24 protein-coding genes are annotated in these 25421 nt (G+C 69.0%); 17 read left to right on the top strand and 7 right to left on the bottom strand.

What is annotated here, in order from left to right; genetic code table 11:
- Positions 1-121 precede the first annotated feature (121 nt).
- The 4 genes from nth to marP are packed head-to-tail and all read left to right on the top strand — an operon-like array spanning position 122 to position 3399.
- A complete protein-coding gene (gene nth / locus C6A86_RS26120) occupies positions 122-802 on the top strand; it encodes an endonuclease III (RefSeq protein WP_199196077.1) in 681 nt (226 codons plus the stop codon).
- The gene (locus C6A86_RS26115; protein WP_105362058.1) at positions 799-1449 is read left to right on the top strand and encodes a TlpA disulfide reductase family protein; all 651 of its coding nucleotides are present in this window, start codon (positions 799-801) and stop codon (positions 1447-1449) included. The genes nth and C6A86_RS26115 overlap by 4 nt, the downstream gene beginning before the upstream one ends.
- A complete protein-coding gene (locus C6A86_RS26110) occupies positions 1442-2212 on the top strand; it encodes a CoA pyrophosphatase (RefSeq protein ID WP_105362059.1) in 771 nt (256 codons plus the stop codon). Before C6A86_RS26115 ends, C6A86_RS26110 begins: the two co-directional genes overlap by 8 nt.
- Positions 2209-3399 (top strand): acid resistance serine protease MarP, encoded by a 1191-nt coding sequence (marP, locus tag C6A86_RS26105; protein ID WP_105362060.1) that lies wholly within the window; start codon positions 2209-2211, stop codon positions 3397-3399. The genes C6A86_RS26110 and marP overlap by 4 nt, the downstream gene beginning before the upstream one ends.
- Here marP and C6A86_RS26100 read toward each other — a convergent pair.
- Together C6A86_RS26100 and C6A86_RS26095 are read right to left on the bottom strand one after the other, a co-directional pair.
- The gene (locus C6A86_RS26100) at positions 3387-4331 is read right to left on the bottom strand and encodes an alpha/beta fold hydrolase (RefSeq protein WP_105362061.1); all 945 of its coding nucleotides are present in this window, start codon (positions 4329-4331) and stop codon (positions 3387-3389) included. The genes marP and C6A86_RS26100 overlap by 13 nt on opposite strands.
- A gap of 12 nt (positions 4332-4343) precedes the next feature.
- On the bottom strand, positions 4344-4850 hold the full coding sequence (locus C6A86_RS26095) for a phage holin family protein (RefSeq protein WP_105362062.1): 507 nt from the start codon (positions 4848-4850) through the stop codon (positions 4344-4346).
- A 158-nt stretch (positions 4851-5008) separates the two neighbouring features.
- Between C6A86_RS26095 and C6A86_RS26090 the strand changes: the two genes are divergently transcribed.
- On the top strand, positions 5009-5662 hold the full coding sequence (locus C6A86_RS26090; protein WP_233212894.1) for a S1 family peptidase: 654 nt from the start codon (positions 5009-5011) through the stop codon (positions 5660-5662).
- 42 nt (positions 5663-5704) lie between these two features.
- On the opposite strand, the gene acs is transcribed toward C6A86_RS26090, so the two are convergent.
- Positions 5705-7666, bottom strand: a complete 1962-nt coding sequence (gene acs, locus C6A86_RS26085; protein WP_311100925.1) for an acetate--CoA ligase — start codon at positions 7664-7666, stop codon at positions 5705-5707.
- A gap of 126 nt (positions 7667-7792) precedes the next feature.
- On the opposite strand from acs, the gene C6A86_RS26080 reads away from it, so the two are divergent.
- Positions 7793-8533, top strand: coding sequence for an oxidoreductase (locus tag C6A86_RS26080; RefSeq protein WP_105363024.1), 741 nt, complete (start codon positions 7793-7795; stop codon positions 8531-8533).
- A gap of 412 nt (positions 8534-8945) precedes the next feature.
- On the opposite strand, the gene C6A86_RS26075 is transcribed toward C6A86_RS26080, so the two are convergent.
- Positions 8946-9824, bottom strand: coding sequence for an HAD-IB family hydrolase (locus C6A86_RS26075; RefSeq protein WP_396834301.1), 879 nt, complete (start codon positions 9822-9824; stop codon positions 8946-8948).
- Positions 9825-10247: 423 nt separating this feature from the next.
- Here C6A86_RS26075 and ssd point away from each other — a divergent pair, with 423 nt between their 5' ends.
- From ssd to C6A86_RS26040, 7 genes are read left to right on the top strand one after another with little or no spacing between them, the layout of a single operon-like run.
- Positions 10248-11288: a septum site-determining protein Ssd gene (gene ssd / locus C6A86_RS26070; protein WP_105363022.1), complete on the top strand. Its 1041-nt coding sequence runs from the start codon at positions 10248-10250 to the stop codon at positions 11286-11288.
- Positions 11285-12445 (top strand): TadA family conjugal transfer-associated ATPase, encoded by a 1161-nt coding sequence (locus C6A86_RS26065; protein ID WP_105363021.1) that lies wholly within the window; start codon positions 11285-11287, stop codon positions 12443-12445. Before ssd ends, C6A86_RS26065 begins: the two co-directional genes overlap by 4 nt.
- On the top strand, positions 12442-13224 hold the full coding sequence (locus tag C6A86_RS26060; protein ID WP_105363020.1) for a type II secretion system F family protein: 783 nt from the start codon (positions 12442-12444) through the stop codon (positions 13222-13224). Before C6A86_RS26065 ends, C6A86_RS26060 begins: the two co-directional genes overlap by 4 nt.
- Positions 13221-13781, top strand: a complete 561-nt coding sequence (locus tag C6A86_RS26055; protein ID WP_105363019.1) for a type II secretion system F family protein — start codon at positions 13221-13223, stop codon at positions 13779-13781. The genes C6A86_RS26060 and C6A86_RS26055 overlap by 4 nt, the downstream gene beginning before the upstream one ends.
- A gap of 15 nt (positions 13782-13796) precedes the next feature.
- Positions 13797-13997, top strand: a complete 201-nt coding sequence (locus tag C6A86_RS26050) for a DUF4244 domain-containing protein (RefSeq protein ID WP_105363018.1) — start codon at positions 13797-13799, stop codon at positions 13995-13997.
- A 50-nt stretch (positions 13998-14047) separates the two neighbouring features.
- A complete protein-coding gene (locus tag C6A86_RS26045) occupies positions 14048-14317 on the top strand; it encodes a TadE family type IV pilus minor pilin (RefSeq protein WP_233212971.1) in 270 nt (89 codons plus the stop codon).
- A 34-nt stretch (positions 14318-14351) separates the two neighbouring features.
- The gene (locus tag C6A86_RS26040) at positions 14352-14654 is read left to right on the top strand and encodes an Rv3654c family TadE-like protein (protein ID WP_233212970.1); all 303 of its coding nucleotides are present in this window, start codon (positions 14352-14354) and stop codon (positions 14652-14654) included.
- Here C6A86_RS26040 and C6A86_RS26035 read toward each other — a convergent pair.
- Positions 14651-15754 carry a PAS domain-containing protein gene (locus tag C6A86_RS26035; RefSeq protein WP_105363017.1) on the bottom strand — a complete coding sequence of 368 codons (1104 nt, stop codon included), beginning with the start codon at positions 15752-15754 and terminating at the stop codon, positions 14651-14653. The two genes, C6A86_RS26040 and C6A86_RS26035, sit on opposite strands and share 4 nt — an antisense overlap.
- Positions 15755-16049: 295 nt before the next feature.
- A complete protein-coding gene (locus C6A86_RS26030; RefSeq protein WP_105363016.1) occupies positions 16050-18398 on the bottom strand; it encodes a DEAD/DEAH box helicase in 2349 nt (782 codons plus the stop codon).
- Between the two features lie 285 nt (positions 18399-18683).
- On the opposite strand from C6A86_RS26030, the gene C6A86_RS26025 reads away from it, so the two are divergent.
- From C6A86_RS26025 to topA, 3 genes are all read left to right on the top strand, one after another.
- Positions 18684-18887, top strand: a complete 204-nt coding sequence (locus C6A86_RS26025) for a cold-shock protein (RefSeq protein ID WP_006243848.1) — start codon at positions 18684-18686, stop codon at positions 18885-18887.
- A 73-nt stretch (positions 18888-18960) separates the two neighbouring features.
- Complete coding sequence (locus C6A86_RS26020) at positions 18961-19542, top strand: hypothetical protein (protein WP_105363015.1); 582 nt, start codon at positions 18961-18963, stop codon at positions 19540-19542.
- A gap of 111 nt (positions 19543-19653) precedes the next feature.
- Positions 19654-22476 (top strand): type I DNA topoisomerase, encoded by a 2823-nt coding sequence (topA, locus tag C6A86_RS26015; RefSeq protein ID WP_105363014.1) that lies wholly within the window; start codon positions 19654-19656, stop codon positions 22474-22476.
- Here the strand turns inward: topA and C6A86_RS26010 are convergent.
- Positions 22473-24047 carry an adenylate/guanylate cyclase domain-containing protein gene (locus C6A86_RS26010; RefSeq protein WP_105363013.1) on the bottom strand — a complete coding sequence of 525 codons (1575 nt, stop codon included), beginning with the start codon at positions 24045-24047 and terminating at the stop codon, positions 22473-22475. The two genes, topA and C6A86_RS26010, sit on opposite strands and share 4 nt — an antisense overlap.
- Positions 24048-24127: 80 nt before the next feature.
- On the opposite strand from C6A86_RS26010, the gene C6A86_RS26005 reads away from it, so the two are divergent.
- A complete protein-coding gene (locus C6A86_RS26005; RefSeq protein WP_311100924.1) occupies positions 24128-25339 on the top strand; it encodes a DNA polymerase III subunit delta' in 1212 nt (403 codons plus the stop codon).
- Positions 25340-25421 lie beyond the last annotated feature (82 nt).

Below are 25421 nucleotides of genomic sequence, written 5' to 3'. Positions count from 1 at the left end.
TCGCTCGCCCATGTCCGCATGTCAGTACGCTGATCGGGTGAGCGCGAGCACCGTCCGGAGCAAGTCGTCCGCCGCATGGGACCGCGAGACCCCTCTCGGTCTGGTCCGCCGGGCGCGGCGGATGAACCGTGCGCTCGCGGTGGCCTTCCCACACGTCTATTGCGAGCTGGATTTCACCAACCCGCTCGAACTCACGGTCGCGACCATCCTGTCGGCCCAGTGCACCGACAAACGCGTCAACCTGACCACCCCGGCGTTGTTCAAGCGGTACCGCACCGCGCTGGACTACGCGCAGGCCGACCGGACCGAACTCGAAGAGCTGATCCGGCCCACCGGTTTCTACCGCAACAAGACCAACTCGCTGATCAACCTGGGCCAGGAGTTGGAGGCCCGGTTCGACGGTGAGGTGCCGGACAACCTCGCCGACCTCGTCACCTTGCCCGGTGTCGGCCGTAAAACCGCCAACGTGGTGCTGGGCAATGCCTTCGACATCCCCGGCATCACCGTCGACACCCACTTCGGCCGGTTGGTGCGGCGCTGGCGCTGGACCGCCGAAGAGGACCCGGTGAAGGTCGAGCACATCGTCGGTGAGTTGATCGAACGCCGCGAATGGACCCTGCTGAGCCATCGCGTGATCTTTCACGGCCGCCGCGTCTGCCATGCCCGTCGCCCGGCGTGCGGGGTGTGCGTGCTGGCCAAGGACTGCCCGTCCTTCGGTGCCGGCCCCACCGATCCGGTCACCGCGGCGGCGCTGGTGAAAGGTCCCGAGACCGAGCACCTGCTGGCGCTGGCCGGGCTGTGAGCCGCTCGGCCCGCTGGACCGCGGCAGTACTGATCATCCTGGTGGCGCTGGGCTACGCGCTGTGGCGTGAACTCGACACCGACGCCGCCGGACCGGTCGATGCGGGCAGCCCCGCCGCGCGAGATCACCGCGATGCCGATACCCCGCAGGCGCTGGCCCAGCCCCGGGCGCGTGCCGACCTGGCGCCCTGCCCCAGCGCGGAGGCCGGTCCCGGGCCGCAGGCGTTGCGCGGTATCACCCTGGAATGCGCGGGTGACGGCACCCCGATGGATCTCGCAGCGGGGTTGGCGGGCCGGCCGGTGCTGCTCAACCTGTGGGCGTACTGGTGTGGACCGTGCGCGGACGAGCTTCCCGCACTCGCCGAATACCAGCGGCGGATGGGCGATCGGGTGACGGTCCTGACGGTGCACCAGGACGAGAACGAGACCGCCGGTCTGCTGCGCCTCGCCGAGTTGGGTGTCCGGCTGCCGACGGTGCAGGACGGGCGGCGCCTCGTCGCGGCCGCGCTCAAGGTGCCCAACGTGATGCCTGCGACCGTCGTCCTGCGCGCGGACGGTAGCGTGGCCGAAATCCTGCCGCGACCGTTCACCGACGCCGACGAGATCGCCGCGGCGGTGAATCCGTCGATAGGAGTTCCGGTTGAGTAGCAGTGTTCTGGCGCCGGACGCCGCGCCGCGCTGGCTGCAGCCGCTGGTCGACAATGTCGCCGCGGTGCCCGATGCCTACCGCAGCCGTGTGCCCGCCGACGTGCTCGCCGCCATCACCGCCGCCAACGAAACCGCCACCCGCGCGGGCACCAAACGCGATGCCGCGGTGCTGGTGCTGTTCTCCGGCCCCGCCGAGGCGCCGGTCGGCGGACCGCCGCCGGACACCGACCTGTTGGTCACCGTGCGGGCCTCCACACTGCGAAACCACTCCGGGCAGGCCGCATTTCCCGGTGGGGTGTCCGACCCGGAGGACGACGGCCCGGTGTCCACCGCGCTGCGCGAGGCCCGCGAGGAGACCGGCGTCGACACCGGTCGGTTGACCCCGTTGGCCGTCCTGGACCGGATGTTCATCCCGCCGACCGGTTTTCACGTTGTTCCGGTGCTGGCCTATTCGCCGGACCCGGGTCCTGTCCGGGTGGTGGACCCAGGGGAGGCGGCCATCGTCGCGCGGGTTCCGCTGCGCGCGTTCATCAATCCGGAGAACCGGTTGATGGTCTACCGCGAGGCCAACACCAGCCGTTTCGCCGGCCCGGCATTCCTGCTGAACCAGATGCTGGTGTGGGGTTTCACCGGTCAGGTGATCTCGGCGATTCTCGACGTCGCCGGGTGGGCGCAGCCGTGGGACGCCGACAACGTGCGTGAGTTGGACGAGGCAATGGCGCTTGTCGGACGCGCCAGCCAGTACCGTGAGGCCCAACAATGACACCGTCACAGTGGCTCGACCTCGCCATCCTCGCCGTCGCCTTCGTGGCCGCGGTATCGGGCTGGCGCTCCGGCGCGCTCGGCTCGCTGCTGTCGTTCATCGGGGTGGTGCTCGGCGCCGTCGCGGGCGTGCTGCTGGCACCACATGTCGTCGGCAACATCGACGGGCCCCGCACGAAACTGTTCGCGACGCTGTTTCTCATCCTGGCTCTGGTGGTCATCGGGGAGATCGCCGGTGTGGTGCTGGGCCGCGCGGTGCGCGGTGCCATGCGCAACCGTGGTCTGCGCACCATCGACTCGATCATCGGTGCGGCCCTGCAGCTGGTCACCGTGCTGGTGGCGGCCTGGTTGCTGGCCACCCCGCTGACCAGCCAGCCCACGCTGGCCGGGGCCGTCCGCGGCTCCAAGGTGCTCAGCGAGGTCGACGCCCTCGCACCGGAGTGGCTCAAGAAGGTGCCCGCCCGGCTGGCCGGTCTGCTGGACACCTCGGGCCTGCCCGCGGTGCTCGAACCCTTCAGCCGCACCCCGATCGTCGCGGTCGACGCACCGGATGCGGCACTGTCGGCATCACCGGTTGTCGAGGCCACCAGGAACAGTGTGGTGAAGATCCGCGGAGTCGCACCCAGCTGCCAGAAGGTGTTGGAGGGCAGCGGCTTCGTCATCGCCCCGAACCGGGTGATGTCCAACGCACACGTGGTCGCCGGCGCGGAGACCGTCACCGTGGAGGTGGGCGGGCAGTCCTATGACGCCAGCGTGGTCGCCTACGACCCCAACCAGGACATCTCCATCCTGGCCGTCCCGGAACTGCCGTCTGTCCCGCTGATCTTCGACGATTCCGAGGCCGAGCCGACCACGGACGCCATCGTGATGGGCTATCCGGGCGGCGGGGACTTCACCGCGACCCCGGCGCGCGTGCGCGAGACCATCGAGCTCAACGGTCCCGACATCTACAACTCGACGACGGTGAATCGGACCGTGTACACCATCAGGGGGACTGTCCGGCAAGGCAATTCCGGTGGTCCGATGATCGACAAGGACGGCAGGGTCCTCGGTGTGGTGTTCGGGGCCGCCGTCGACGACGCGGACACCGGATTCGTGCTGACCGCCCAGGAGGTCCTGCCGCAGCGGCTCGAGGTCGGTAACACCGCGCCGGTGCCCACCGGTACCTGTATCGGTCAGCCGGGATGAACCTCAGCCAGAAACTGCTGTAGCGCGGCGTTGACCGGCACCGGTGTCTCTTCGTGCGCGAAATGTCCAGCGCCGGGCACCGAGACGAACTGGCCGCGCGAGACGAAGGACTCGGTGCGGCGCACCGAGTCGGCCAGCACGTACGGATCGGCCGCGCCGCGCAGATGGAGCAGCGGAATGTCCAGCGGTCGCTTCATCGACTGCATGAATCGTCGTCCCTCGGTGCGCAGCTGGCTGCGCACCGCCCAGCGCTGGTACTCCAGGGTGGAATGGGCCGCGCCCGGGATCTGAATCGCCTGCCGTAGGTGCCGGACCGTCTCGGCGAAGTCCTCGGTGGCCAGCCAGGCGTCACCGGCGCGACTGCGCACCACCCGCTCGACCTCTATTGCGTTGTGGCGCATCAACTTGCGCTCCGGCCAGATGGGCAGCTGATAGCGCAACAGCCATGGCAGCAGCGCCCGGCGCTGCGCGGAGTTGGCGAGCACTGATTCGCGAAGTGCCACCGGGTGCGGCGAGCTGACCAGGCTGACGGCGTCGACCGCCCGGGGATGCAGGATCGAGGTGGCCCAGCAGACCAGCCCGCCGTCGGCATGGCCGATCAGCGTCGCCGAACTGTGGCCCAGCGCGCGCACCAGGCCGGCGGTGTCACCGGCCAGCGTCCACCCGTCATACCCGCGAGGCGGTTTGTCGCTACCGCCGTAGCCGCGCAGATCGACGGCGACGACCCGTGCACCGCTCAGGCCGCGCAGTTGATGGCGCCAGGACCACCAGAAGGACCCGAAGCCATGCAGCAAGATCACCAGCGGGCGGTCGGTCTGCTCGGAACCGGCGAGCCCCTCCACGACATGGAAGCGGATTCCGTTGGCGTGGATCTGCAGGTGTCGCCACGGTCCGTCGATGCGTACAACAGACGGATCCGGCCGGGGTGCCATGAGGGGCGTGGGCTACCAGCCCGACGGATCGGTGGTGAGCGCGGGACGCGGCGCCTCGGGCTTGTCGTGGCCCGGCGTCAGCGCCTCCTTGGTTTCCTTCACCGACTCGATGGTCTGCTGCGGGCCTCGGATGCGGCGCACCTTGAGGTAGCCGAACAGCGCCAGCACCACCGTTGTCAGCACCATGATCCCGAACACGATCAGGAACGCCGCCCACCGCCACAGCCAGGTGTCCAGCAGCTCCGCGACGAAGAAGAACAGGAAGAAGGTCGAGTAGAACAGCACGACCAGCGCCGCGATGAAGAAGACGCTGCCGGTGAGGCCCTTCTTCACATCGCGGGTGATCTCGGCCTTGGCCAGTTCTACTTCGGCGCGCACCAGCGTCGAAACCTGCGCGGTCGCATCCTTGACCAGGTCACCGATCGACGGATCAACCTTCGGGGCGTGCGGGTCCACGAGCGGAATCGATGTGACGGTCGCAGGCACGCCGTTCTTGCGGTCCCCGTTGCTCGAGCTCATGGGGGCTATGTTGCCATGGTCCGGGGGCGAGCGAAGCGACGGGGAAGGTTCCAGCAGCCCAGGTTTTCTCCCGGCCGACATAGAATGGCGAGCACCGATTGAACGGGGAGACCTTGAGACACCGCTGGCGGTACCTGGCGCGTTTCGTTTCGCTCGCGGTGCTGGCCCCCCTCGCGTTGTCGACGGGACCGGCCGCCCACGCCGAAGGGCCGGTCGATCTCGGCGGCGGATCCGGCATCGTCATCGACGGGCATGCGTTCTGCACGCTCACCTCGATCGGTCACGACGCAGCGGGAAAGCTCATCGGGTTCACCTCTGCGCACTGCGGCGGACCGGGAGCGGTCGTCGCATCCGAGGCGGCGCCGAAGGCGGGCACGGTCGGCGTCATGGTCGCCGGCAATGACGGCCTCGACTACGCCGTCATCGAATTCGATCCGCAGCGGGTGCGTCCGGTGAACACCGTCAACGGATTCTCGATCTTCGGGCTCGGTCCAGACCCGTCGTTCGGTGAGGTGGCCTGCAAGCTGGGCCGCACCACCGGATACTCCTGCGGCGTGACCTGGGGCCCGGGTCAGGACCCGGGCACCATCCTGAATCAGGTGTGCGGGCAGCCCGGCGACTCCGGCGCGCCGGTGACGGTGAACAACCGGCTCGTCGGCATGATCCACGGCGCCTTCACCGAGGAACTGCCGACGTGCGTGGTCAAGTTTGTGCCGCTGCACACCCCTGCCGTCACCGTGTCGATCAACACGGTGCTGGCAGACATCACGACCAAGAACCGCCCGGGCGCCGGATTCGTGCCGGTCGCCTGAGCTGACCGAATCCCCGGGTCGCTGCGCTCCGGCCCGCCGTAGCTACTTGCTGGCGCGGATCGCCTCGAACACGCTGGGATCCAACAGCGTCGAGGTGTCGCCGAGCTCGCGGCCCTCGGCCACATCGCGCAGCAACCGGCGCATGATCTTGCCGCTGCGGGTCTTGGGCAGCTCCGGGACGACATGGATCTCGCGGGGTTTGGCGATCGGCGAGATCTCCTTGGCCACTTCTGCGCGCAGCTCGTCGACCATCCCCTCGGCACCACCGTGGGCGCTGGCCTTCAGGATGACGAACGCGCAGATGGCTTGCCCGGTCTGCTCATCGGTGGCTCCGACGACGGCCGCCTCGGCCACCCCGGCGTGCCCGACCAGGGCGGACTCGACCTCGGCGGTCGAGATGCGGTGCCCGGAGATGTTCATGACATCGTCGATGCGGCCCAGCACCCAGATCTCGCCGTCGCTGCCGTAGCGCGCGCCGTCGCCGGCGAAGTACCAGCCCTGCTCGGCGAAGCGCGACCAGTAGGTCTCCTTGAACCGCTCCGGGTCACCCCAGATGCCGCGCAGCATCGACGGCCACGGCTTGTCGAGCACCAGATAGCCGTTGGCCTGCTCACCGTGGTCGGTGCCCGGCTTGAGCTCATTGCCCTCGTCGTCGACGATCTTGGCCGAGATGCCCGGCAGCGGCCGCATCGCCGAACCCGGTTTGGTGGACGTCACGCCGGGCAGCGGCGAGATCATGATCGACCCGGTCTCGGTCTGCCACCAGGTGTCGACGATCGGGGTTTTGTCATCGCCGAAAACGGTGCGGTACCAGCGCCATGCCTCGGGGTTGATGGGTTCGCCGACCGAGCCCAGCAGTCGCAGGCTCGACAGATCGTGGTCGGCGGGGATCTGACGTCCCAGCTTCATGAAGGTGCGCACCAGCGTGGGTGCGGTGTAATAGATTGTGACACCGTACTTTTCGATGATCTCGAAGTGACGGTGCTCGGTGGGTGAGGCCGGGGTGCCCTCATAGACCACCTGGGTGACGCCGTTGGACAGCGGTCCATACACGATGTAGGTGTGCCCGGTCACCCAGCCGATATCGGCTGTGCACCAGTACACGTCGGACTCCGGCTTGACGTCGAAGACGTTGAAGTGGGTGTAGGACGACTGCGTCAGGTAGCCACCGGTGGTGTGCACGATGCCCTTGGGCTTGCCGGTGGTGCCCGAGGTGTAGAGCAAGAACAGCGGATGCTCGGCGTCGAACGCCTCAGGTTCGTGCACGGGCGACGCGCCGTCCACCGCATCGTGCCACCACACGTCGCGGCCTTCGGTCCATGAGATGTCAATACCTGTGCGACGCACCACGAGTACGTGTTCCACGGACTCGGATGCTTTGACGGCGTCGTCGACGGCCTCCTTGAGCGAGGCGGCCTTCCCGCGCCGGTATTGGCCATCGGTGGTGATGACGAGCTTGGCCTCGGCATCGTCGATGCGGGCCCGCAGCGCGGACGCCGAGTACCCGGCGAACACCACCGAGTGCATGATGCCCAGTCGTGCACAGGCCAGCATCGACACGATGGCCTCGGGCACCATCGGCATGTAGATGGCGACGCGGTCGCCGGACACCAGCCCCAGCTCGGTCAGCGCGTTGGCGGCTTTGCAGACCTCGTCCTTGAGTTCTGAATATGTGAGTGTGCGGGCGTCGTCGACCGGTTCACCGACCCAGTGGATGGCGACCCGGTCGCCGTTTCCGGCCTCGACGTGGCGGTCCACACAGTTGTAGGCGACGTTGAGCTTGCCGCCCACGAACCACTTCGCGAACGGTGCGTTCGACCAGTCCAGTACCTCGTCGAACGGGGTCTGCCAGGCCAGCCGGTTGGCCTGCTCGGCCCAGAACCCGAGCCGGTCGGCCTCGGCCGCGTCATACAGGTCACTGGTGGCATTGGCATTCGCCGCGAAGTCCGCCGGCGGCGGGTAGGCGGACGGGACGCCGGTGTGCGTGGCTGTGGTGTTGCTCATGGTGTGTGAGCCTAGTCACCAAACGTTGCACGGGCGTTGGTGCCTCACAACATGCGCTGCGGGCGGTGCGCGTACTGCGCCGAACGTCGAAGATTGCGAGCCCAGCGGTCGGCTAGCGTTACGGCAATGACCGATCCACTTGCCCCGCTGGTGGCACTCGAAGGGGTAGCGGCCGCCGGCGAAGAGGCCCGCGAGGAGCTGGGCCGGGCCCATCGTCACCGGACCAACCTCCGCGGATGGCCGGCCACGGCCGCCGAAGCGGCGCTGCGGGCGGCACGGGCGTCGTCGGTGCTCGACGGCGGCTCACTCAGTCTGTCCGAGAACGGCGAGCCCGATCCGGTGCTGGCCGGTGCGCTGCGGGTGTCCGAGGCGCTGGAGGGCGGGGCGAATGCGTTGACCGGGGTATGGCAGCGTGCGCCGCTGCAGGCGCTGGCCAGGTTGCACGCGTTGGCCGCGGCGGATCTGGTCGATGACGAGCATCTGGGCCGTCCGCGCCTGGCGCCGGAGGTGGGGCCCCGACTGGAGACGCTGGCCGAGCTGGTTACCGGCGGGACCAATGTGCCGGCCTTTGTGCTGGCGGCCGTCGCGCACGGGGAGCTGTTGACGCTGGAGCCGTTCGGCACCGCGGACGGTGTGGTGGCGCGGGCGGTGTCGCGGCTCATCACGATGTCGAGCGGACTGGACCCGCACGGTCTCGGGGTGCCGGAGATGTTCTGGATGAAGCAGTCCGGAAACTACCGGGCGGCCGCTCGTGGATTCGCCTCGGGAACGCCGAACGGGTTGGGTGCGTGGTTGGTGCTCAGCAGCCAAGGGCTGCATGCCGGTGCGCGCGAGGCGCTTTCGATCGCCCAGGCCGCGAAGGGCTGATCCGGACCGTCCAGCAAATGAAGCGGGCGACGGTCCGTGATCGAACTCTCGTCCGATTCGGCTCGCCGCCCGCTAGCACGGACTCCGGTTACCAAGCGTGCTCTGGTGGGTTGTGTGGGTGGCCTCGGCGTTCTTCCGATGCGCTACGACTGCAACCCCACCCAAGAGGTTGTCGACGTCATTCGCTTTTCGCAATTCCGCAGGCCCACAACGCTTCTGCCTGTATGGCGGCATGTGCTCCGCGTGGGTTCCGGTGATCCGTGCTGGGATGCCCGGCTCGGGAGATCACACCTTCTCTTCCGGTGTGGCCTTGGCCTTGCCGTGCTTCCGTGCCTCCCTTTGTACTCCGTGACCGCGGTCACAGCAAGTACCAATCGGGTGTGAATCCGGATCGTTACGCCGGCGTGTGTAGCTACCGGCGGTTAGTGGTGCGCGGCAGCACCTTACGGAGCAGGGAATAGGTGAGCGCACCGCCGGCCAGCGCGCTCAGCCCGACCGCGACCGTCGTGGCGACGGCCGCGCCCGACGGAGCGGCGGGCAGCCGGTCCCGCAGCGGCACCGGGCGGCTGAAGGTGAGCACCGGCCACTCGCGCGCGGTGGCCTCCTTGCGCAGGCCGCGGTCGGGATTGACGACAGTGGGGTGCCCGACGGTTTCGAGCATCGGCAGGTCGGTGATCGAATCGGAGTAGGCGTAGCAATGTTCCAGCGCATACCCCTCGCGGGTGGCCAGCTCACGGATCGCCTCGGCTTTGCCTTCGCCGAAGCAGTAGAAGGCAACCTCGCCGGTGTACTTTCCCTCTTCCGCGACCATCCGGGTGGCCATCGCGTGGGTGGCGCCGAGGGCGCGGGCGATCGGCGCCACGATCTCTTCGCCGGATGCCGACACCACCACCACGTCCCGGCCGCACAGCTTGTGGTCGGCGATCAGGTTGGCGGCCTCCGCGAAGACCAGTGGATCGACGATCTCATGCAGGGTCTCACGGACCACGGAGCGCACCTGCTCGACGTCCCAACCTGTACACATGTCGGTCAGATAGGTGCGCATCCGATCCATCTGATCGTGATCGGCCCCGGACATCAGAAAGAGGAACTGGGCGTAGGACGACTTCAGCACGGCGCGGCGGTTGAGCAGACCCTGATCGAAAAACGGTTTGCTGAACGCGAGGGTGCTCGACTTTGCTATGACCGTCTTGTCGAGGTCGAAAAAGGCGGCCGTGCGGACAGGTTGACCGGTGTGCGCTGCGGGTCCCGGCGCACTGGATTCGTCGGCGGGCCCCTCGGATGCCGTCACGGAATCCAGCATAGGGGGAGTCCTCGGGAGTACTTTCCCAACCCTGGGAAAGTGGCAGCTCACGACACGTGTCGCAAACTGCACAAATTTTCGCATTTCGGGCAAATGTCCTGCATCGCTACTTGCGCCGCCAGGCAATTCCGTGTGTATAGTGGGCCTTACTCGGCTATGTCCGAGTGTGGATCAGCCCGACCCCCCGGGGCTGATACACGACGACCTCCGCCTCCTCCCCCTGGCGGGGGTCGTCCCTTTTTCCGGGTAAGTTCACCGCCCGCGCCGAAGTTTCCAGCACAGCTGCGAATCGTTGCGGAACGCGATTTTCACAAGATCAGACGCCCGTTGAGTTGTGCACAAACGCCGATTCATCCACAGATCGGCCGCACCCTCTGGTGCCGTCGGCACCCGCTTCTGCACGGTGGATGCATGACACCCGCGACCGCAGTACTCGCCCTGGTCGATGACCGTGCGCTGCGCGATGACGTCGACCGGGTGGCGGCCGCCGCTGCGGTGCGGGTGGTCCACGCCCACCGCCCGTCCAGTCGCACGGTCTGGATGAGTGCTCAGGCGGTGGTGCTCGATGCGGCAGCGGCAGGCCGGTGCGTTCACGACGGCATGCCGCGTCGTGACCGGGTCTTCCTGGTGGGGCTGGCCGAACCTGGCGGCGACGACTGGAAAGCCGCGGTATCTGTTGGCGCACAACGGGTTATCCAATTGCCCGAGCAGGGCGGCGAATTGATCGACGCGTTCGCCACGGCAACACAGGGCACCGGTCCGAACACCCACCGAGGTGCGGTCGTCGCGACGCTCGGCGGGTGCGGAGGGGCAGGTGCCTCGCTGTTCGCCGCGGCGCTGGCGCAGGCCGCACCGCAATCGCTGCTCGTCGATACCGACCCCTGGGGCGGCGGCCTGGACCTCGCGATGGGGACCGAGAGGGTACCCGGACTGCGGTGGCAGGACCTCACGCTGCGCGAGGGCCGGCTCGGGTTCGACGCCCTGCGGGGCGCACTGCCTCGGCGCCGTGGCGTCACGGTGCTCTCCGGCGGGCGCCATGGCACCGATATCGACGTCGGAGCGCTGAGCGCGGTCATCGATGCGGGCCGCACCGCCGGGGTGACGGTCGTATGTGACGTGCCGCGGCGGGTCGCCCCCGCGGTCGAGGTCACGCTGGCATCGGCGGATCTGGTCGTGATGATCGTCCCGGCCGACGTGCGCGCGGCGGCGGCCGCCGGTGCGCTCGCGGGATGGGCCCGGACGGTCAATCCGAACGTCGCGCTGGTGGTGCGTGGCCCGGCACCCGGCGGGCTGCGCGCGGCCGATATCGCCGCGACCGTCGCGCTGCCGCTGGTCGCGGCGATGCGGCCGCAACCCGGACTGGCCGACACCCTGGAGCGGGGTGGCCTGTGCCTGCGGGCGCGGTCCCCGCTGGCACGGGCCGCGGCGGATGTCTTGGGGATGCTGTTGTGACCGGGTCTCTGATCGACCGGGTCCGGGAGCGGCTCGCGGCCGAGCAGGCTCCGCTGCATCCCACCGTCGTGGCCGAGGCCATCCGTGCGGAATCCGGCGGACTCCTCGGTGACACCGAGGTGCTGGCCGGGATGCGGACCCTGCAGACCGAGTTGACCGGAGCAGGCATACTCGACCCGCTGCTGCGCAGCGCGGACACCACCGACGTGCTGGTCACCGCACCCGATTCGATATGGATTGATGACGGAAACGGGCTGCGGCGCAGCCAGATCCGGTTCCCCGACGAGGCTGCGGTACGCAGACTGGCCCAGCGGTTGGCGCTGGCGGCGGGCCGCCGACTCGACGACAGCCGGCCCTGGGTGGATGGGCAGCTCAGGTGCCTCGGGGACGATCTGGTCCGGCTGCATGCCGTGCTGCCCCCGGTCGCGGCCGCCGGGACCTGCATCTCCTTGCGGGTGCTGCGCCCGGCGCGCCAGGACCTCACGGCGTTGATCTCCACCGGTGCCATCGCCGGCCCGGCCGCCGAACTGCTGCGGGGGGTCATCGCCGGCCGGCTAGCGTTCCTCATCTGCGGCGGAACCGGGTCCGGAAAGACGACTCTGCTGTCGGCCGCGCTGGGTGCGGTCCCCACCGCAGAACGCATCGTCTGCGTCGAGGACGCACCGGAACTCGCGCCACGGCACCCGCACGTCGTCAACCTGTTGGCCAGGGGCGCCAATGTGGAGGGCATCGGCGAGTTGACGGTACGCGACCTGCTGCGTCAGGCATTGCGGATGCGCCCCGATCGCATCGTGGTCGGTGAGGTGCGCGGCGCCGAGGTGGTCGACCTGCTCACCGCGCTGAACACCGGGCACGACGGCGGAGCGGGCACCGTGCATGCCAACAGCGCTGCCGAGGTGCCCGCCCGCCTGGAGGCGCTGGCCGCCCTCGGTGGACTGGACCGGGCAGCGCTGCACAGTCAGCTCGCCGCAGCGGTGCAGGTGGTGTTGCAGGTGGGGCGGGACCCCGCCGGACGCCGGCGGCTCACCGAGATCGCAGTGCTGGACCGCGGACCCGACGGCTGGGTGGGGACCCGCACCGCATGGCATGCCGATCGCGGGTTCTGCTCCGGCGCAAAAACGTTGACCGCGCTGATCGACGCGCGGAGCCCGCGATGAGCGCCGCGGCGGCCCTGCTGGCCGTGGCGCTGGTGGTGGCCCCGGCGCCGGCCCGGGCCAGGCTGATCGGCCCGGGCGGGCCCGGCCGACCGCCGATCCGGGCGCTGTGGTGTGCGGTCGTGCCGCTCGCCCTGATCGCGGTCATCGCCCTGGAACCGACCGTGGTGCTGGCGGCGGCCATCCTGCTCGGCACCGTACTCGTCCGCCGGCGCGGCTCATCGGCGAAGCGGCGGCAGTGCGCCGAAGCAGCAGCCTTACGGGACGGGCTGGACATCCTCGCCGGTGAATTGCGGGCGGGCGCGCACCCGGTGGCAGCCTTCGACGCGGCCGGTACCGAGGTCGGTGCCGGTGTGGGTGAAAGGTTGCGGGCGGTGGCCGCACGGGGGCGTCTCGGTGCCGATGTCGGTTCCGGGATCCGTTCGGTGGCAGCAGTTTCCGCGCAGCCGGAATGTTGGGTGCGGCTGGCGGTGTGCTGGGAGCTGGCGCAGTCGCATGGTCTGGCGATCGCCACCCTGATGAGGGCCGCGCACCATGACATCGTCGAACGGGAGAGATTCCGTGTCCGGGTCGATGCCGGGCTGGCGGGGGCGAGGACGACGGCCGCGGTGCTGGCCGGGATGCCGTTGCTCGGCATCGCGCTGGGACAGGCGATCGGTGCCGATCCGCTGGCGTTCCTGCTCTCCGGGGGAGCCGGGGGTGTCCTGCTGGTCATCGGGATCACGTTGTCCTGCCTGGGCCTGTTGTGGTCGGACCGCATCGTCACGGGATTGCCCAGATGAGTTGGGCCGCGCTGCTCCTGGCTGCCGCACTCTTGGTCGGCGCCGGCCCCCACCGGATCCGCGGAAGCGGCACCGATGCCGCTGTGCCGCTCGGCCCCCGGGTCGATCCGCTGGCGGCGGCCTCTTGTTTCGACGTGCTGGCGGCCTGCCTGACCGCGGGGATGGCGACGGCCTCGGCCACCGCCGCGTCCGCAGGCCTCGCGCCACCGGCGCTGGCCGATCAGCTGACCCGGGCCGCGCACCTGCTCGCCCTCGGCGCCGGAGCAGACCGGGCCTGGGCCGATCCGGGTGACTCGGGCGACCGGCACGGCGCGGCGTTGGCCCGGCTGGCGCGGCGGTCGGCGAGCTCTGGTGCCGCCCTGGCGGGCAGCGTGGCCGAACTGGCCGATCAGGTCCGTGTCGATGCCGGGGCCGAGGCGGACGCCGCCGCCGAGCGGGCGTCGGTCCTGATCGCCGGTCCGCTCGGACTCTGCTATCTGCCGGCGTTCATATGCCTGGGAATCGTCCCGGTGGTCGCCGGACTGGCCGGTGACCTGATGTGGTCAGGACTGTGGTGAAAGGGAAAGACAAACATGCTCAACAGAATTCGAGAGCTGCAGGCGCGGCTGCTGGTGGCGGCGGTCGACGAGTCCGGGATGAGCACCGTCGAGTACGCCATCGGCACGATCGCCGCGGCGGCCTTCGGCGCGATCCTGTACACGGTGGTCACGGGCGACTCCATCGTCGGTGCGCTGTCCAACATCATCACCCGTGCGCTGAACACCAGCGTCTGAGCGGTGACAGCGGTGCCGTCACCGTCGAGGCCGCGTTCGCGATCGCCGCGTTGGTATCGGTTCTGGTGGTCTGCCTGGCCGGGCTCAATGCCGCGGTGCTGCAGATCCGGTGCGTCGACGCCGCCCGGGAGGCGGCAAGGCTCGCCGCCCGCGGGGATGACGGTGTCGCGGCCGCACGACGCGTCGGCCCGGCCGGGGCCGTGGTGTCGGTGCATCGCGAGGGTGACCTGCTGGTGGCCAGAATCAGTACGACATCGGCTCTGCTGCCCGGGATCACCATCACCGCCGAAGCGGTGTCGGTGGCCGAGCAGGGCCGCTGAGGACACCGGATCGGCCGGCCTGGTCGCGCTGGGCATGATCATGGTGCTGTTGGCGGTGACGGCCGGTGTGGCGGTGCTGGGCTCGGCGGTGATCGCGCGGCACCGCGCCCAGTCCGCGGCCGACCTGGCCGCACTCTCGGCGGCTGCGTGGATCGCCTCCGGTCACCAGATCGCATGTGCCCGTGCGTTATCGGTGGCCACCGCGATGCGCACGACGCTGAGCGACTGTGCGGTGCAGGGCCTGGACACCGTCGTCATCGTGGCGGCCGACGCGGGGGTGCCGGGTTGGCGGGCCTCCGCACGGGCGCGGGCCGGACCGGCCGAGACCGGCCGCTAGCCGGCCGTTTCCGCCGATTTTCCCATCCGCAGTATCGATTTCAGCGTGGGGCGGGCGGTGGGCTCGGCGCCGTCGAGCCCCGTGGCTTCCTGCTGAGACGCGGCGAGCTCCTCGTCGGTCGGCAATCGCATGGACAGCAGCGCGGCGTAGGTGTCATCGTCGAGTTCGACCTTGTTGGCCGTGATGTGGATGGGGGTGTAGCCGCCGCCGACGGCCGGCAGGCGCAGCACCCGCGCGGTCGGGCCGTGCATGAATTCCTGCATCATGGACGTGATCAGGTGCTCGTCCGCCGGATCCAGGGCCGGCTCGCCGCGCTCGCGGGCGCGCCAGTCGTAGTGCGGACTCGGCCGATCCAGCCATTTGAGCAGCCGCCAGTGCTTCATGTCGACCAGTGCCCGGTGCACGCCGGGGGCGGCCAGTCCGTTGAGAATCCGCTGCGCCAGATCGTCGGGGCGCACCACCGGGCCCTCGCGCACACTGCGCCAGTTCATGGCCCGGCAGATCAGCCGCTCGCTGCCGTCCTCCTGCTGCTCCTGGACCGCCCGGGCGACGAAACCCACGGTGATCGGCTGCCCCTGGTAGTCAGTGACATTCCAGGTGCTGCACAGCGTCATGCCCGGTTTCGCCTTGATGACCATGGACAGGACCTTGGACTCATTGGGGTTCAGCGCCCGCGCGGGCAGATCCTCGGCGAACGCCCGGCCATGGGTCGCCTCGGTGGCGATATCGCGGCCCGCGTTGGCCAGTGATTCCGGCGTGTCGGTGGCGACCCCAGAGGTCAGGTCCCACTTGAGCGGTCCCGGAATCGGGCGCTCCGGAGGTTCGGCATCGGGCGGCCCGATCCACAGATGCACGCCGTGGATCACCCCGTCCGACATGTGCACGACCTCGGTGCGGATCACACGATCGTGTTTGGGCGTGATGATGCTCAGCGCGTGGCCCGCGCGCACGGTTTCGCCGATGGCCGACTGGATGGCCATCAGATGCGGGTTGCGACGCAGGAAACTGCTGGTCGGTACCAGGTTCTTGGTCCGGGACCCCTGCGCGACGACGGCAGGCTCGTCCCCGAGTGTCTCCACGAGCAACCAGTCGTGGTCCATGGGGGCAGTTTAGCTGGCAGGCGGTGGTCCACCCGCGGTTTTCCCACCTGCGGAATCAGTCGTCCACCGCGGCCGGGCGCCGATTGTAAGCCCGATTCGGACACCTCCGCGCACCGATTCTGACTTGCAGATTGCGGAGCTCAGGAGGTACTTTTCCCTCTGCGCCCGGATCTCCGGGATTGAAAACGGATCGCGTTGTCCGACCGTTTTTTCGCGAAGCCTGTGTGCTCGGCGTCGCTGGTATCGGCACATTGCTGGACGGGGCGGTCGGCGAGGGGTGGACCGCTGCGCGGCATCAGTGCCGCGCCAGCGCGTCGAGCACCAGGCGCAGCACCCGCACCGCCCCGGCCTTGTCCAGTGGGTCATTGCCGTTGCCGCACTTGGGGGACTGCACACACGACGGGCAGCCGGCCGGGCACTCGCAGGCCTCGATGGCCGAGGCGGTCGCCGCCCACCACGTTCCGATCTGCCGGTAGCCCCGGTCGGCGAACCCGGCCCCGCCGGGATATCCGTCGTACACAAAGATCGTCGGTAGGCCGGCCAGCTCGCCCGGTCCTGGTCCCGCGGCCGTGGACACACCGCCGATATCGCCGCGGTCGCAACTGGCCACCAGCGGCAGCAGACCGATCGCCGCGTGCTCGGCGGCGTGCAGGGCGCCCGGCACCGACAGCGCTTCGACGCCGTTGTCCGCCAATGCTTCCGGCGTGATCGTGCACATCACCGCGACGGTGTCCAGGGTGCGGGTCGGCATCTCGAGCTCGACGAAATCGATGACTTCGCCGTCCAGCGCCCGCCGGAGATAGCCCGTCACGGTGTTGGACACCGACACCGGCACCACACCGACGGTCACCGGGCCGTGGCCGTGCAGCTCGCCGTCTCCGGTCACCGCGATGTCGGTCAGCTCCCGTGCCGAGGTGGTGTAGCCGGGGTCCCCGGCGTGCACCAGGGCGATACCGTCCTCGAAATCCAGTGCGTCGACGACGTAGGTCTCGCCCTGATGCAGATACACCGCCCCGGGATGCACCGATGCCGACGCCTGCCCGGTCCCTGTGGTGCCCAGCACGCGGCCGGTCCCGGTCTCCAGGATGGCGATCTGGCCGCCCGATGAGCCGCGGATGTCGACCGCTGGGTGCGGATCGACTCCGGGAGCCGGAAAGTAGCCGCCCGGCCTGCGGCGCAGCAGGCCGTCATCGATCAGCGCCGCCGCCACCGTCTCGGCATCCCAGCTACGTACCTCGGCGTCGGTGAGCGGCAGTTCGGTGGCCGCGCACAGCAGCTGTGGGCCCAGCACGTAGGGATTCCGTGGGTCGATCACGACGCGCTCGATCGGCTTGTTCAACAGGGCCTGCGGATGATGGACCAGATAGGTGTCCAGCGGATCGTCGCGGGCGATCAACACGATGAGCGCGCTCTGCCCGCGCCGTCCGGACCGTCCGGCCTGCTGCCAGAACGACGTGACGGTTCCCGGGAAGCCGGCCAGCACCACCGCGTCGAGGCCGGCGATGTCCACCCCGAGCTCCAAGGCGTTGGTGGTGGCCAGGCCGCGCAATGCACCGTCCGACAGCGCGCGCTCCAGCGTCCGGCGATCCTCGGCGAGGTAGCCGGCGCGATAGGAGGCGACCTGGTCGACCAGGTCCGGGGCGACCTGCTCGAGGCGGGTGCGCGCGCCGAGTGCGGTCAGCTCGGCGCCGCGGCGGGACCGCACGAAGGTCAGGGTGCGCGCTCCCTCGGCCATCAGATCGGCCATCACCCGCGACGCCTCTGCCCCGGCCGAGCGCCGCACCGGCGCGCCGTTCTCCCCGACCAGATCGTCGAGCAGGGCCGGCTCCCACAACGCCACCGTCCGTCCGCCCTGCGGCGAACCGTCCTCGGTGACCGCGGTGACGGTCTGCCCGATCAGCTCGGATGCCGTCTCGGCGGGTGCGGCGGTGGTGGCGCTGGCGAAGAACACCGTCGGCGAGCCCGAGTACCGCTCGCACAGGCGCAACAGACGCCGCAGCACCATCGCCACGTTGGAGCCGAAAATACCCCGGTAGTAATGGCATTCGTCGACAACGATGAACTGCAGATTCCGCAGGAACACCGCCCACCTGGCGTGGTTGCGCAGCAGCGAGAGGTGAATCATGTCCGGGTTGGAGAAGATCCACCGCGACCGTTCGCGGGCGAATCGGCGCAGATCGGTGGTCGCGTCACCGTCGTAGGCGCTGGGTGCGACATCGCGCAGGCTGGGCACCGCATCGGTCAGCGCCTGCGCCGCGCGCAGCTGATCGTGCCCGAGGGCCTTGGTGGGGGACAGGTACAACGCGCGGGCCCGCGGGTCGGCGGCCAGCGCGGTCAGGATGGGGAGCTGATACGCCAGCGACTTGCCCGACGCCGTACCGGTGGACAGCACCACGTGCCGTCCGGCGTGGGCCAGATCGGCTGCCACGGCCTGATGCGACCAGGGTGTGCCGATGCCGCGGTCGGCGAACGCCGCCACGATGCGCGGATCGGCCCACTGCGGCCAGTCCCGGTGCTCGCTGCGGCGCGGTGGCAGGTGCTCGACGTGGCGCACCGGATGCTCGTCGGCGGGGGTGCCCTCTATCGCACGCGACAGCAGGTCCCGACCGAAATCGGACCCGGAATCTGCCGCGGAACCAGACAACTGTCGCCTCTCAAGATCGTTTTGATGTGTACCCAGGTGAATTGTTAACTACATGATCATTTCCGAGACTGTCGCTGGCGCGTTGAACGTGGTTGACTGAACGTGGTCGCAGCTTCTGTGTTCGTGTTTCAGCACCCGCAGGATCGAACGTTGCGATCGCGGTTCCTGCGAGGTTGTAGGTCGGGTCGAGTTCCGGCGACACACGCGTTGGTATGGCGGTCGGAACGGGCCCGGTACACCGGAAGTCGGTGAACCGCACCCGGTAAGAGAAGGAATGTACGAGAGATGCCACAGGGAACTGTGAAGTGGTTCAACGCGGAGAAGGGCTTCGGCTTCATCGCCCCCGAGGACGGCTCCGCTGACGTGTTTGTCCACTACACGGAGATCCAGGGGTCGGGCTTCCGCACCCTGGAGGAGAACCAGAAGGTTGAGTTCGAGGTCGGCCAGAGCCCCAAGGGGCCGCAGGCCACCGGCGTTCGCGCCGTCTGAGCAATCGCACTAGGAAGACACCCCCGGCCCAGCCGGGGGTGTTTTCGTATCGGACGCCGATAGTGTCGTCCGTGTGAGCCAGCTGTCGTTCTTCTCGGCAGAGTCGGTACCGCCGGCCGTCGAGGACCTGACCGGGCTGCTGGCTGCCCACGGTCAGGTGGTGATCCACGGCGGTCAGGCGCGCCTGTCGATCGTGGTCGACCAGCTCTGGCGGGCCCGGGAACTGGCCGCGATGATCACCGAGGTCGGGCTGGAGCCCGAGATCGCGCGCACCGACGAGAGCACACCGCTGGTGCGCACCGGAATGGACAGCCGGTTGGTCGGCATCGCCGCCGAGTGGACTCGCGGCGCGGTGAAGACCGTGCCCGGCGATTGGCTGCCCGGTGCGCGGGAATTACGTGCCTGGACGCTGGCCGCGGGCACCCCCGAGGCGTCCGACCGGTACTTGCTGGGATTGGATCCACACGCACCCGACACCCACCCGGTGCTGGCATCGGCGCTGATGCGGGTAGGTATCGCACCGACATTGATCGGCACCAGGGGGTCGCGTCCGGCGTTGCGGATCAGTGGTAGACGACGACTATCACGGCTGGTAGAGAACGTCGGGGAACCTCCCGGGGACACCGATGCGTTTGCACAATGGCCGCGAATATAAGGAATGCTGACGGGCGAGCCAGTTTGCGTTGGTTCGCCCAGGATGCGAAATTGTCAGTTGCCAGCGTGCCGTACGGCAGCTTGGCAACAGAGAAGTGGAGTGTAAGAGCAGGTGGCTGACGACGACCGGAGCCGGGCAGGCGCCGGTAACGTTCGGCGGCTCGTGATAGTCGAGTCGCCGACCAAAGCGCGCAAGATTGCGGGCTACCTCGGCTCCAACTACGTCGTCGAGTCCTCGCGCGGCCACATCCGGGACCTGCCGCGAGCGGCGGCCGACGTGCCCGCGAAGTACAAATCCGAGCCGTGGGCGCGCCTGGGCGTCAACGTCGATGCGGATTTCGAACCGCTCTACATCGTCAGCCCCGACAAGAAGAGCACGGTCACCGAGCTCAAGGCGCTGCTCAAGGATGTCGACGAGCTCTACCTCGCAACAGACGGTGACCGCGAGGGTGAGGCCATCGCCTGGCATCTGCTCGAAACCCTCAAGCCGCGCATCCCGGTCAAGCGGATGGTGTTCCACGAGATCACCGAGCAGGCCATCCGTGCGGCCGCCGAAAACCCCCGCGACCTCGACATCGACCTGGTCGACGCGCAGGAGACCCGCCGTATCCTGGACCGCCTCTACGGCTACGAGGTGTCCCCCGTGCTGTGGAAGAAGGTCGCGCCGAAGCTGTCGGCCGGCCGGGTGCAGTCGGTGGCGACCCGCATCATCGTCCAGCGCGAGCGCGAGCGGATGGCCTTCCGCAGCGCCGGGTACTGGGATGTCACCGCCGAACTCGATGCCAGCGTGTCCGACCCGCAGGCCACCCCGCCGCGATTCACCGCGAAACTCAACACCGTCGACGGACGCCGGGTCGCGGCCGGGCGCGATTTCGACTCCCTGGGTGGGGTCAAGAAGCCCGACGAGGTGCTGGTGCTCGACGAGGCCGCGGCCGCGGCGCTGGCCAGTGGCCTGCGCGGGGCCCAGCTGGCCGTCTCGTCGGTGGAACAGAAGCCCTACACCCGCAAGCCCTACCCACCGTTCATGACCTCCACGCTGCAGCAGGAGGCCGGTCGCAAGCTGCGGTTCTCCTCCGAGCGCACCATGAGCATCGCGCAGCGGCTGTACGAGAACGGCTACATCACCTACATGCGAACCGACTCCACGACGCTGTCGGAGTCGGCGATCACGGCGGCGCGTAATCAGGCCGGCCAGCTCTACGGCCAGGAATACGTGCATCCGACCCCGCGCCAGTTCACCCGCAAGGTGAAGAACGCGCAGGAGGCCCACGAGGCGATCCGGCCCTCCGGTGACGTGTTCCAGACCCCGGGCCAGCTGCACAGCGCCCTGGACAACGACGAGTTCCGGCTCTATGAACTCATCTGGCAGCGCACGGTGGCCTCGCAGATGGCCGACGCGCGCGGCACCACGTTGAGCCTGCGCATCGCCGGGCAGGCGGCCTCGGGCGAGCAGGTGGTGTTCAACGCCAGCGGTCGTACGCTCACCTTCCCGGGCTTCCTCAAGGCCTACGTCGAGAGCCTCGACGAGCAGGCCGGCGGTGAGGCCGACGACGCCGAGAGCCGGCTGCCCAACCTCACCGAGGGCCAGCGGGTGGACGCCGCCGATCTGACCGCCGACGGCCACACCACCAGCCCGCCGGCGCGCTACACCGAGGCCTCGCTGATCAAGGCGCTGGAGGAACTGGGCATCGGGCGCCCCTCGACCTACAGCTCGATCATCAAGACCATCCAGGACCGCGGCTACGTCCACAAGAAGGGCAGCGCGCTGGTGCCGTCCTGGGTGGCGTTCGCGGTGATCGGCCTGCTCGAGCAGCATTTCAGCCGTCTGGTGGACTACGACTTCACCGCCGCCATGGAGGACGAGCTCGACGCGATCGCCTCGGGCAATGAGCGACGTACCAACTGGCTCAACAACTTCTACTTCGGCGGTGAGCACGGCGTCGAGGGCTCGATCGCCCGCGCGGGTGGTCTCAAGCAGCTCGTGGGCGGCAACCTCGAGGAGATCGACGCACGACTGGTCAACTCCATCAAGCTGTTCGACGACGAAGAGGGACGTGCCGTCAACGTCCGGGTCGGCCGCAACGGCCCGTACCTGGAGCGGATGATCGCCGATCCGGACAATCCCGGTGAGCTCAAGCCGCAGCGCGCCAACCTCAAGGACGAGCTGACGCCCGACGAGCTGACTCTGGAGTTGGCCGAAAAGGCTTTCGCCACACCGCAAGAGGGTCGCTCACTGGGTGTCGATCCGGAGTCCGGCCACGAGATCGTGGCCAAGGACGGCCGCTACGGCCCGTATGTCACCGAGGTGCTGCCCGAGCCGCCGGAGGATCCCGAAGACGGGGTGGCGGCCAAGAAGGGCAAGAAGCCGACCGGCCCGAAACCGCGTACCGGCTCGCTGCTGCGCACGATGGACCTGGAGACGGTGACGCTGGAGGATGCCCTCAAGCTGTTGTCGCTGCCGCGCGTCGTTGGCGTCGACCCCGCGAACAACGAGGAGATCACCGCGCAGAACGGCCGCTACGGCCCATACCTGAAGCGCGGCACCGATTCTCGTTCGCTTGCCACCGAAGAGCAGATGTTCACCATCACCCTCGACGAGGCGCTGAAGATCTACGCCGAGCCCAAGCGGCGCGGTCGCCAGGGTGCGGCCACCCCGCCGCTGCGTGAACTCGGCAACGACCCGGTGTCGGAGAAGCCGATGGTGATCAAGGACGGCCGGTTCGGTCCGTACGTCACCGACGGCGAGACCAACGCCAGCCTGCGCAAGGGTGATGACGTGCTGTCGATCACCGACGCCCGCGCCTCCGAACTGCTTGCCGACCGCCGTGCCCGTGGCCCGGTGAAGAAGGCGGCCAAGAAGGCGCCGGCGAAGAAGGCCGTCAAGAAGGCCGCCGCGAAGAAGGCGCCCGCCAAGAAGGCCGTCAAGAAGGCTTAGCTCGATACCGCGCGGTGGAATGACCGCGCGGGCCGGGCCAGCTGAGTGGGCGCCTGCCGGCCACGCAGTTCGACGATCTCGCCGACGTCCCAGCACAGCGCCTCGGCGTCGAGCGCACCGCTGACCGCGATGGCCGAGGCGAGTACGTGGCCCACCTCCAGCTTCGCCAGCTCGGTGAGCCGGGCGGCCTCGTTCACCGGATCACCGATCACGGTGTATTCGAAGCGGGCCTGGGCGCCGATATGACCGGCGATCGCCCGTCCGGCGGACACGCCGATGCCGAACTCGGTCTGCCCCAACACATTCACCAATTCGTCGTGCAGCTCACGGGAGGCCGCCAGTGCGGCCCCGGAGGCGTCGGGGTGCTCGATCGGGGCGCCGAAGATGGCCAGCGCGGCGTCACCCTGGAACTTGTTGACGAACCCACCGTGCTTGTTCACGGTGTCGACGATGACGCGGAAGAACTCGTTGAGCAGGTTCACCACCTCGGAGGCGGGGATGGTGGAGGCCAGCTGCGTCGAGCCGACCAGGTCGACGAACAGCACCGCGACATCGCGTTCCTGGCCGCCCAGTTCGGTGCCGCGTTCCAGGGCGCGCCGCGCCACGTCCTCGCCGACGTAGCGGCCGAACAGATCCCGCAGGCGTTGCCGTTCGGCCAGATCGCGCACCATGTCGTTGAAGCCGGCCTGCAGCAGGCCCAGCTCGCTGGCGTCATAGATCTGCATGTGCGCGTTGTAGTTTCCGCGCTGCACCTCGCCCAGCGCCCAGCGCAGCTGGCGCAGCGGGTCGGCGATCGACATGGAGACCAGAACGGTGCCGACCAGACCGATCAGCAGGGCGGCGATGGCCAGCAGCAGGATCGGGGTGGTCAGCTTCTCGGCGGGCGCGTTGAGGATCTCGAACTTGCTCGCCACCACGGCCAGCACGATGGCCAGGATCGGCACGCCGGTGGACAGCACCCAGGTGAGCACCTGGCGCAGGATGACCCCGGGTGCCCGGAAGTTCTCCGGCACGCCGGTACGCAGGGCGGCGACCGCCACCGGGCGGAGCACCCGTTCGGACTGCAGGTAACCGATGATCGCCACCGCGGTGGCGCCCAGGGCGGTGGCGACCGCGACGACGGGCGCCGACTTACTGGCCACCGGCCAGCTCGCGACGATGAAGACGACGGAGCCCAGGCACCAGTTGGTGACGTTGATGACCGACCGGTAGAAGGGCATCTTCAGCGCCCGGACCCGGGCCACCTCGGTGATGGTGGTGGAGGTGTCACCCAGCAAGGTGTCGCGGCGCTGCCAGCGGATCACCGGGATGAGCATCCGCAGCGTGATGTAGGCGGCGATGGTGAACGAGACGAACAGGTAGGCCAGGAACACCGCCAGGTTGAACGCCGGAAGCTCCTGGAGCTGGATACGGTCCTCGGGTGGCAGGCCGTAGCGCAGGAAGCCCAGGACCAGCAGCGCACCGATGATATCGGCCTGCACCATGCCCAGGCCGAACACCGGCCATGGCGTGCGGGCGACCCAACGGAGGAACGCGCTGACGCGTCCGACCAGTGTCACCTCCGCACTCACCCGTTCACCGTATCGGTCACCGGCGACGTGTCGCGCCGGTGAGTCCGTGTCGTGTCGGGTGGTGCCACTACTGTTGACCGGTGCATAGCGGTGTTTTTTCGCGTCTGGTGGGCCAACACCTCGTCGAGGAGGAGCTGCTCGCGGCCGCCAGATCCGCCCGTGGTGAAAAGTCTCACAGCGGACTCACAGCCGGCGGTATGACCCATGCCTGGCTGATCACCGGCCCACCCGGTTCCGGTCGTTCGATCGCTGCGCTGTGCTTCGCCGCCGCGCTGCAATGCACGTCAGAGGGCGAGCCGGGCTGCGGGGAGTGCCGCCCGTGCACCACGACCATGGCGGGCACCCACGCCGATGTCCGCCGGATCATCCCGGAGGGGCTGTCCATCGGGGTGAAGGAGATGCGCGAGATCGTGCAGATCGCGTCGCGGCGGCCCGGCACCGGGCGCTGGCAGATCGTGGTGGTCGAAGATGCCGATCGTCTCACCGAGGGGGCGGCGAACGCGCTGCTCAAGGTGGTGGAGGAGCCGCCGCAGTCGACGGTGTTCCTGCTGTGTGCGCCGTCGGTGGATCCCGAGGACATCTCGGTCACCCTGCGGTCGCGGTGCCGGCATGTCCCGCTGGTGACCCCGCCGACCGCGTCGATCGCCGAGGTGTTGACCGGGCGTGACGGGATCGACGCCGAAACGGCGGCCTGGGCGGCGTCGGTCTGCGGCGGACATGTGGGCCGCGCCCGGCGGTTGGCGACCGATCCGGAGTCCCGGCTGCGCCGCGAACGCGCGCTGAGCCTGGCGCGTGATGCCGCGACGCCGTCACGTGCCTTCGGTGCTGCCGAGGAGCTGGTCGCCACCGCCGAGGCGGAGGCCAAGGCACTGACCGTCGACCGCAATGAGAGCGAGGCCGAGGAACTGCGGACCGCGCTGGGTGCCGGCGGCACCGGTAAGGGCACCGCGGGCACGATGCGCGGTGCCAGCGGCGCGATGAAACAGCTCGAGGCGCGGCAGAAATCCCGCCAGACCCGGGCCGGGCGGGACGCGCTGGACCGGGCGCTGATGGACCTGGCCACCTACTTTCGCGACGCGCTGGTGGTGTCGGCGGGCGCCGGCGGGGTGGCGGCCAACCATCCGGACATGGCCGAGAAGGTGGGGGCGATGGCCGCGCACGTGGCGCCGGACAAGCTGCTGCGCTGTATCGAGGCAGTGCTGGACTGCCGGGAGGCGCTCGCGGTCAACGTGAAACCGAAGTTCGCCGTGGACGCGATGGTGGCGACCGTGGGGCAGGCGCTTCGGAACTGAGGTTCGGCGGGCAGGAGCGCAGCGACCCGGGGATCAACTTGGGCGGTGGATGGACCCTGCCGTAGACTCATGCCGCTCTGAA

The sequence above is a fragment of the Mycobacterium sp. ITM-2016-00316 genome, assembly GCF_002968335.2.
Classification (GTDB): Bacteria; Actinomycetota; Actinomycetes; order Mycobacteriales; family Mycobacteriaceae; genus Mycobacterium.
This window is presented reverse-complemented; position numbering and strand designations above follow the sequence as displayed.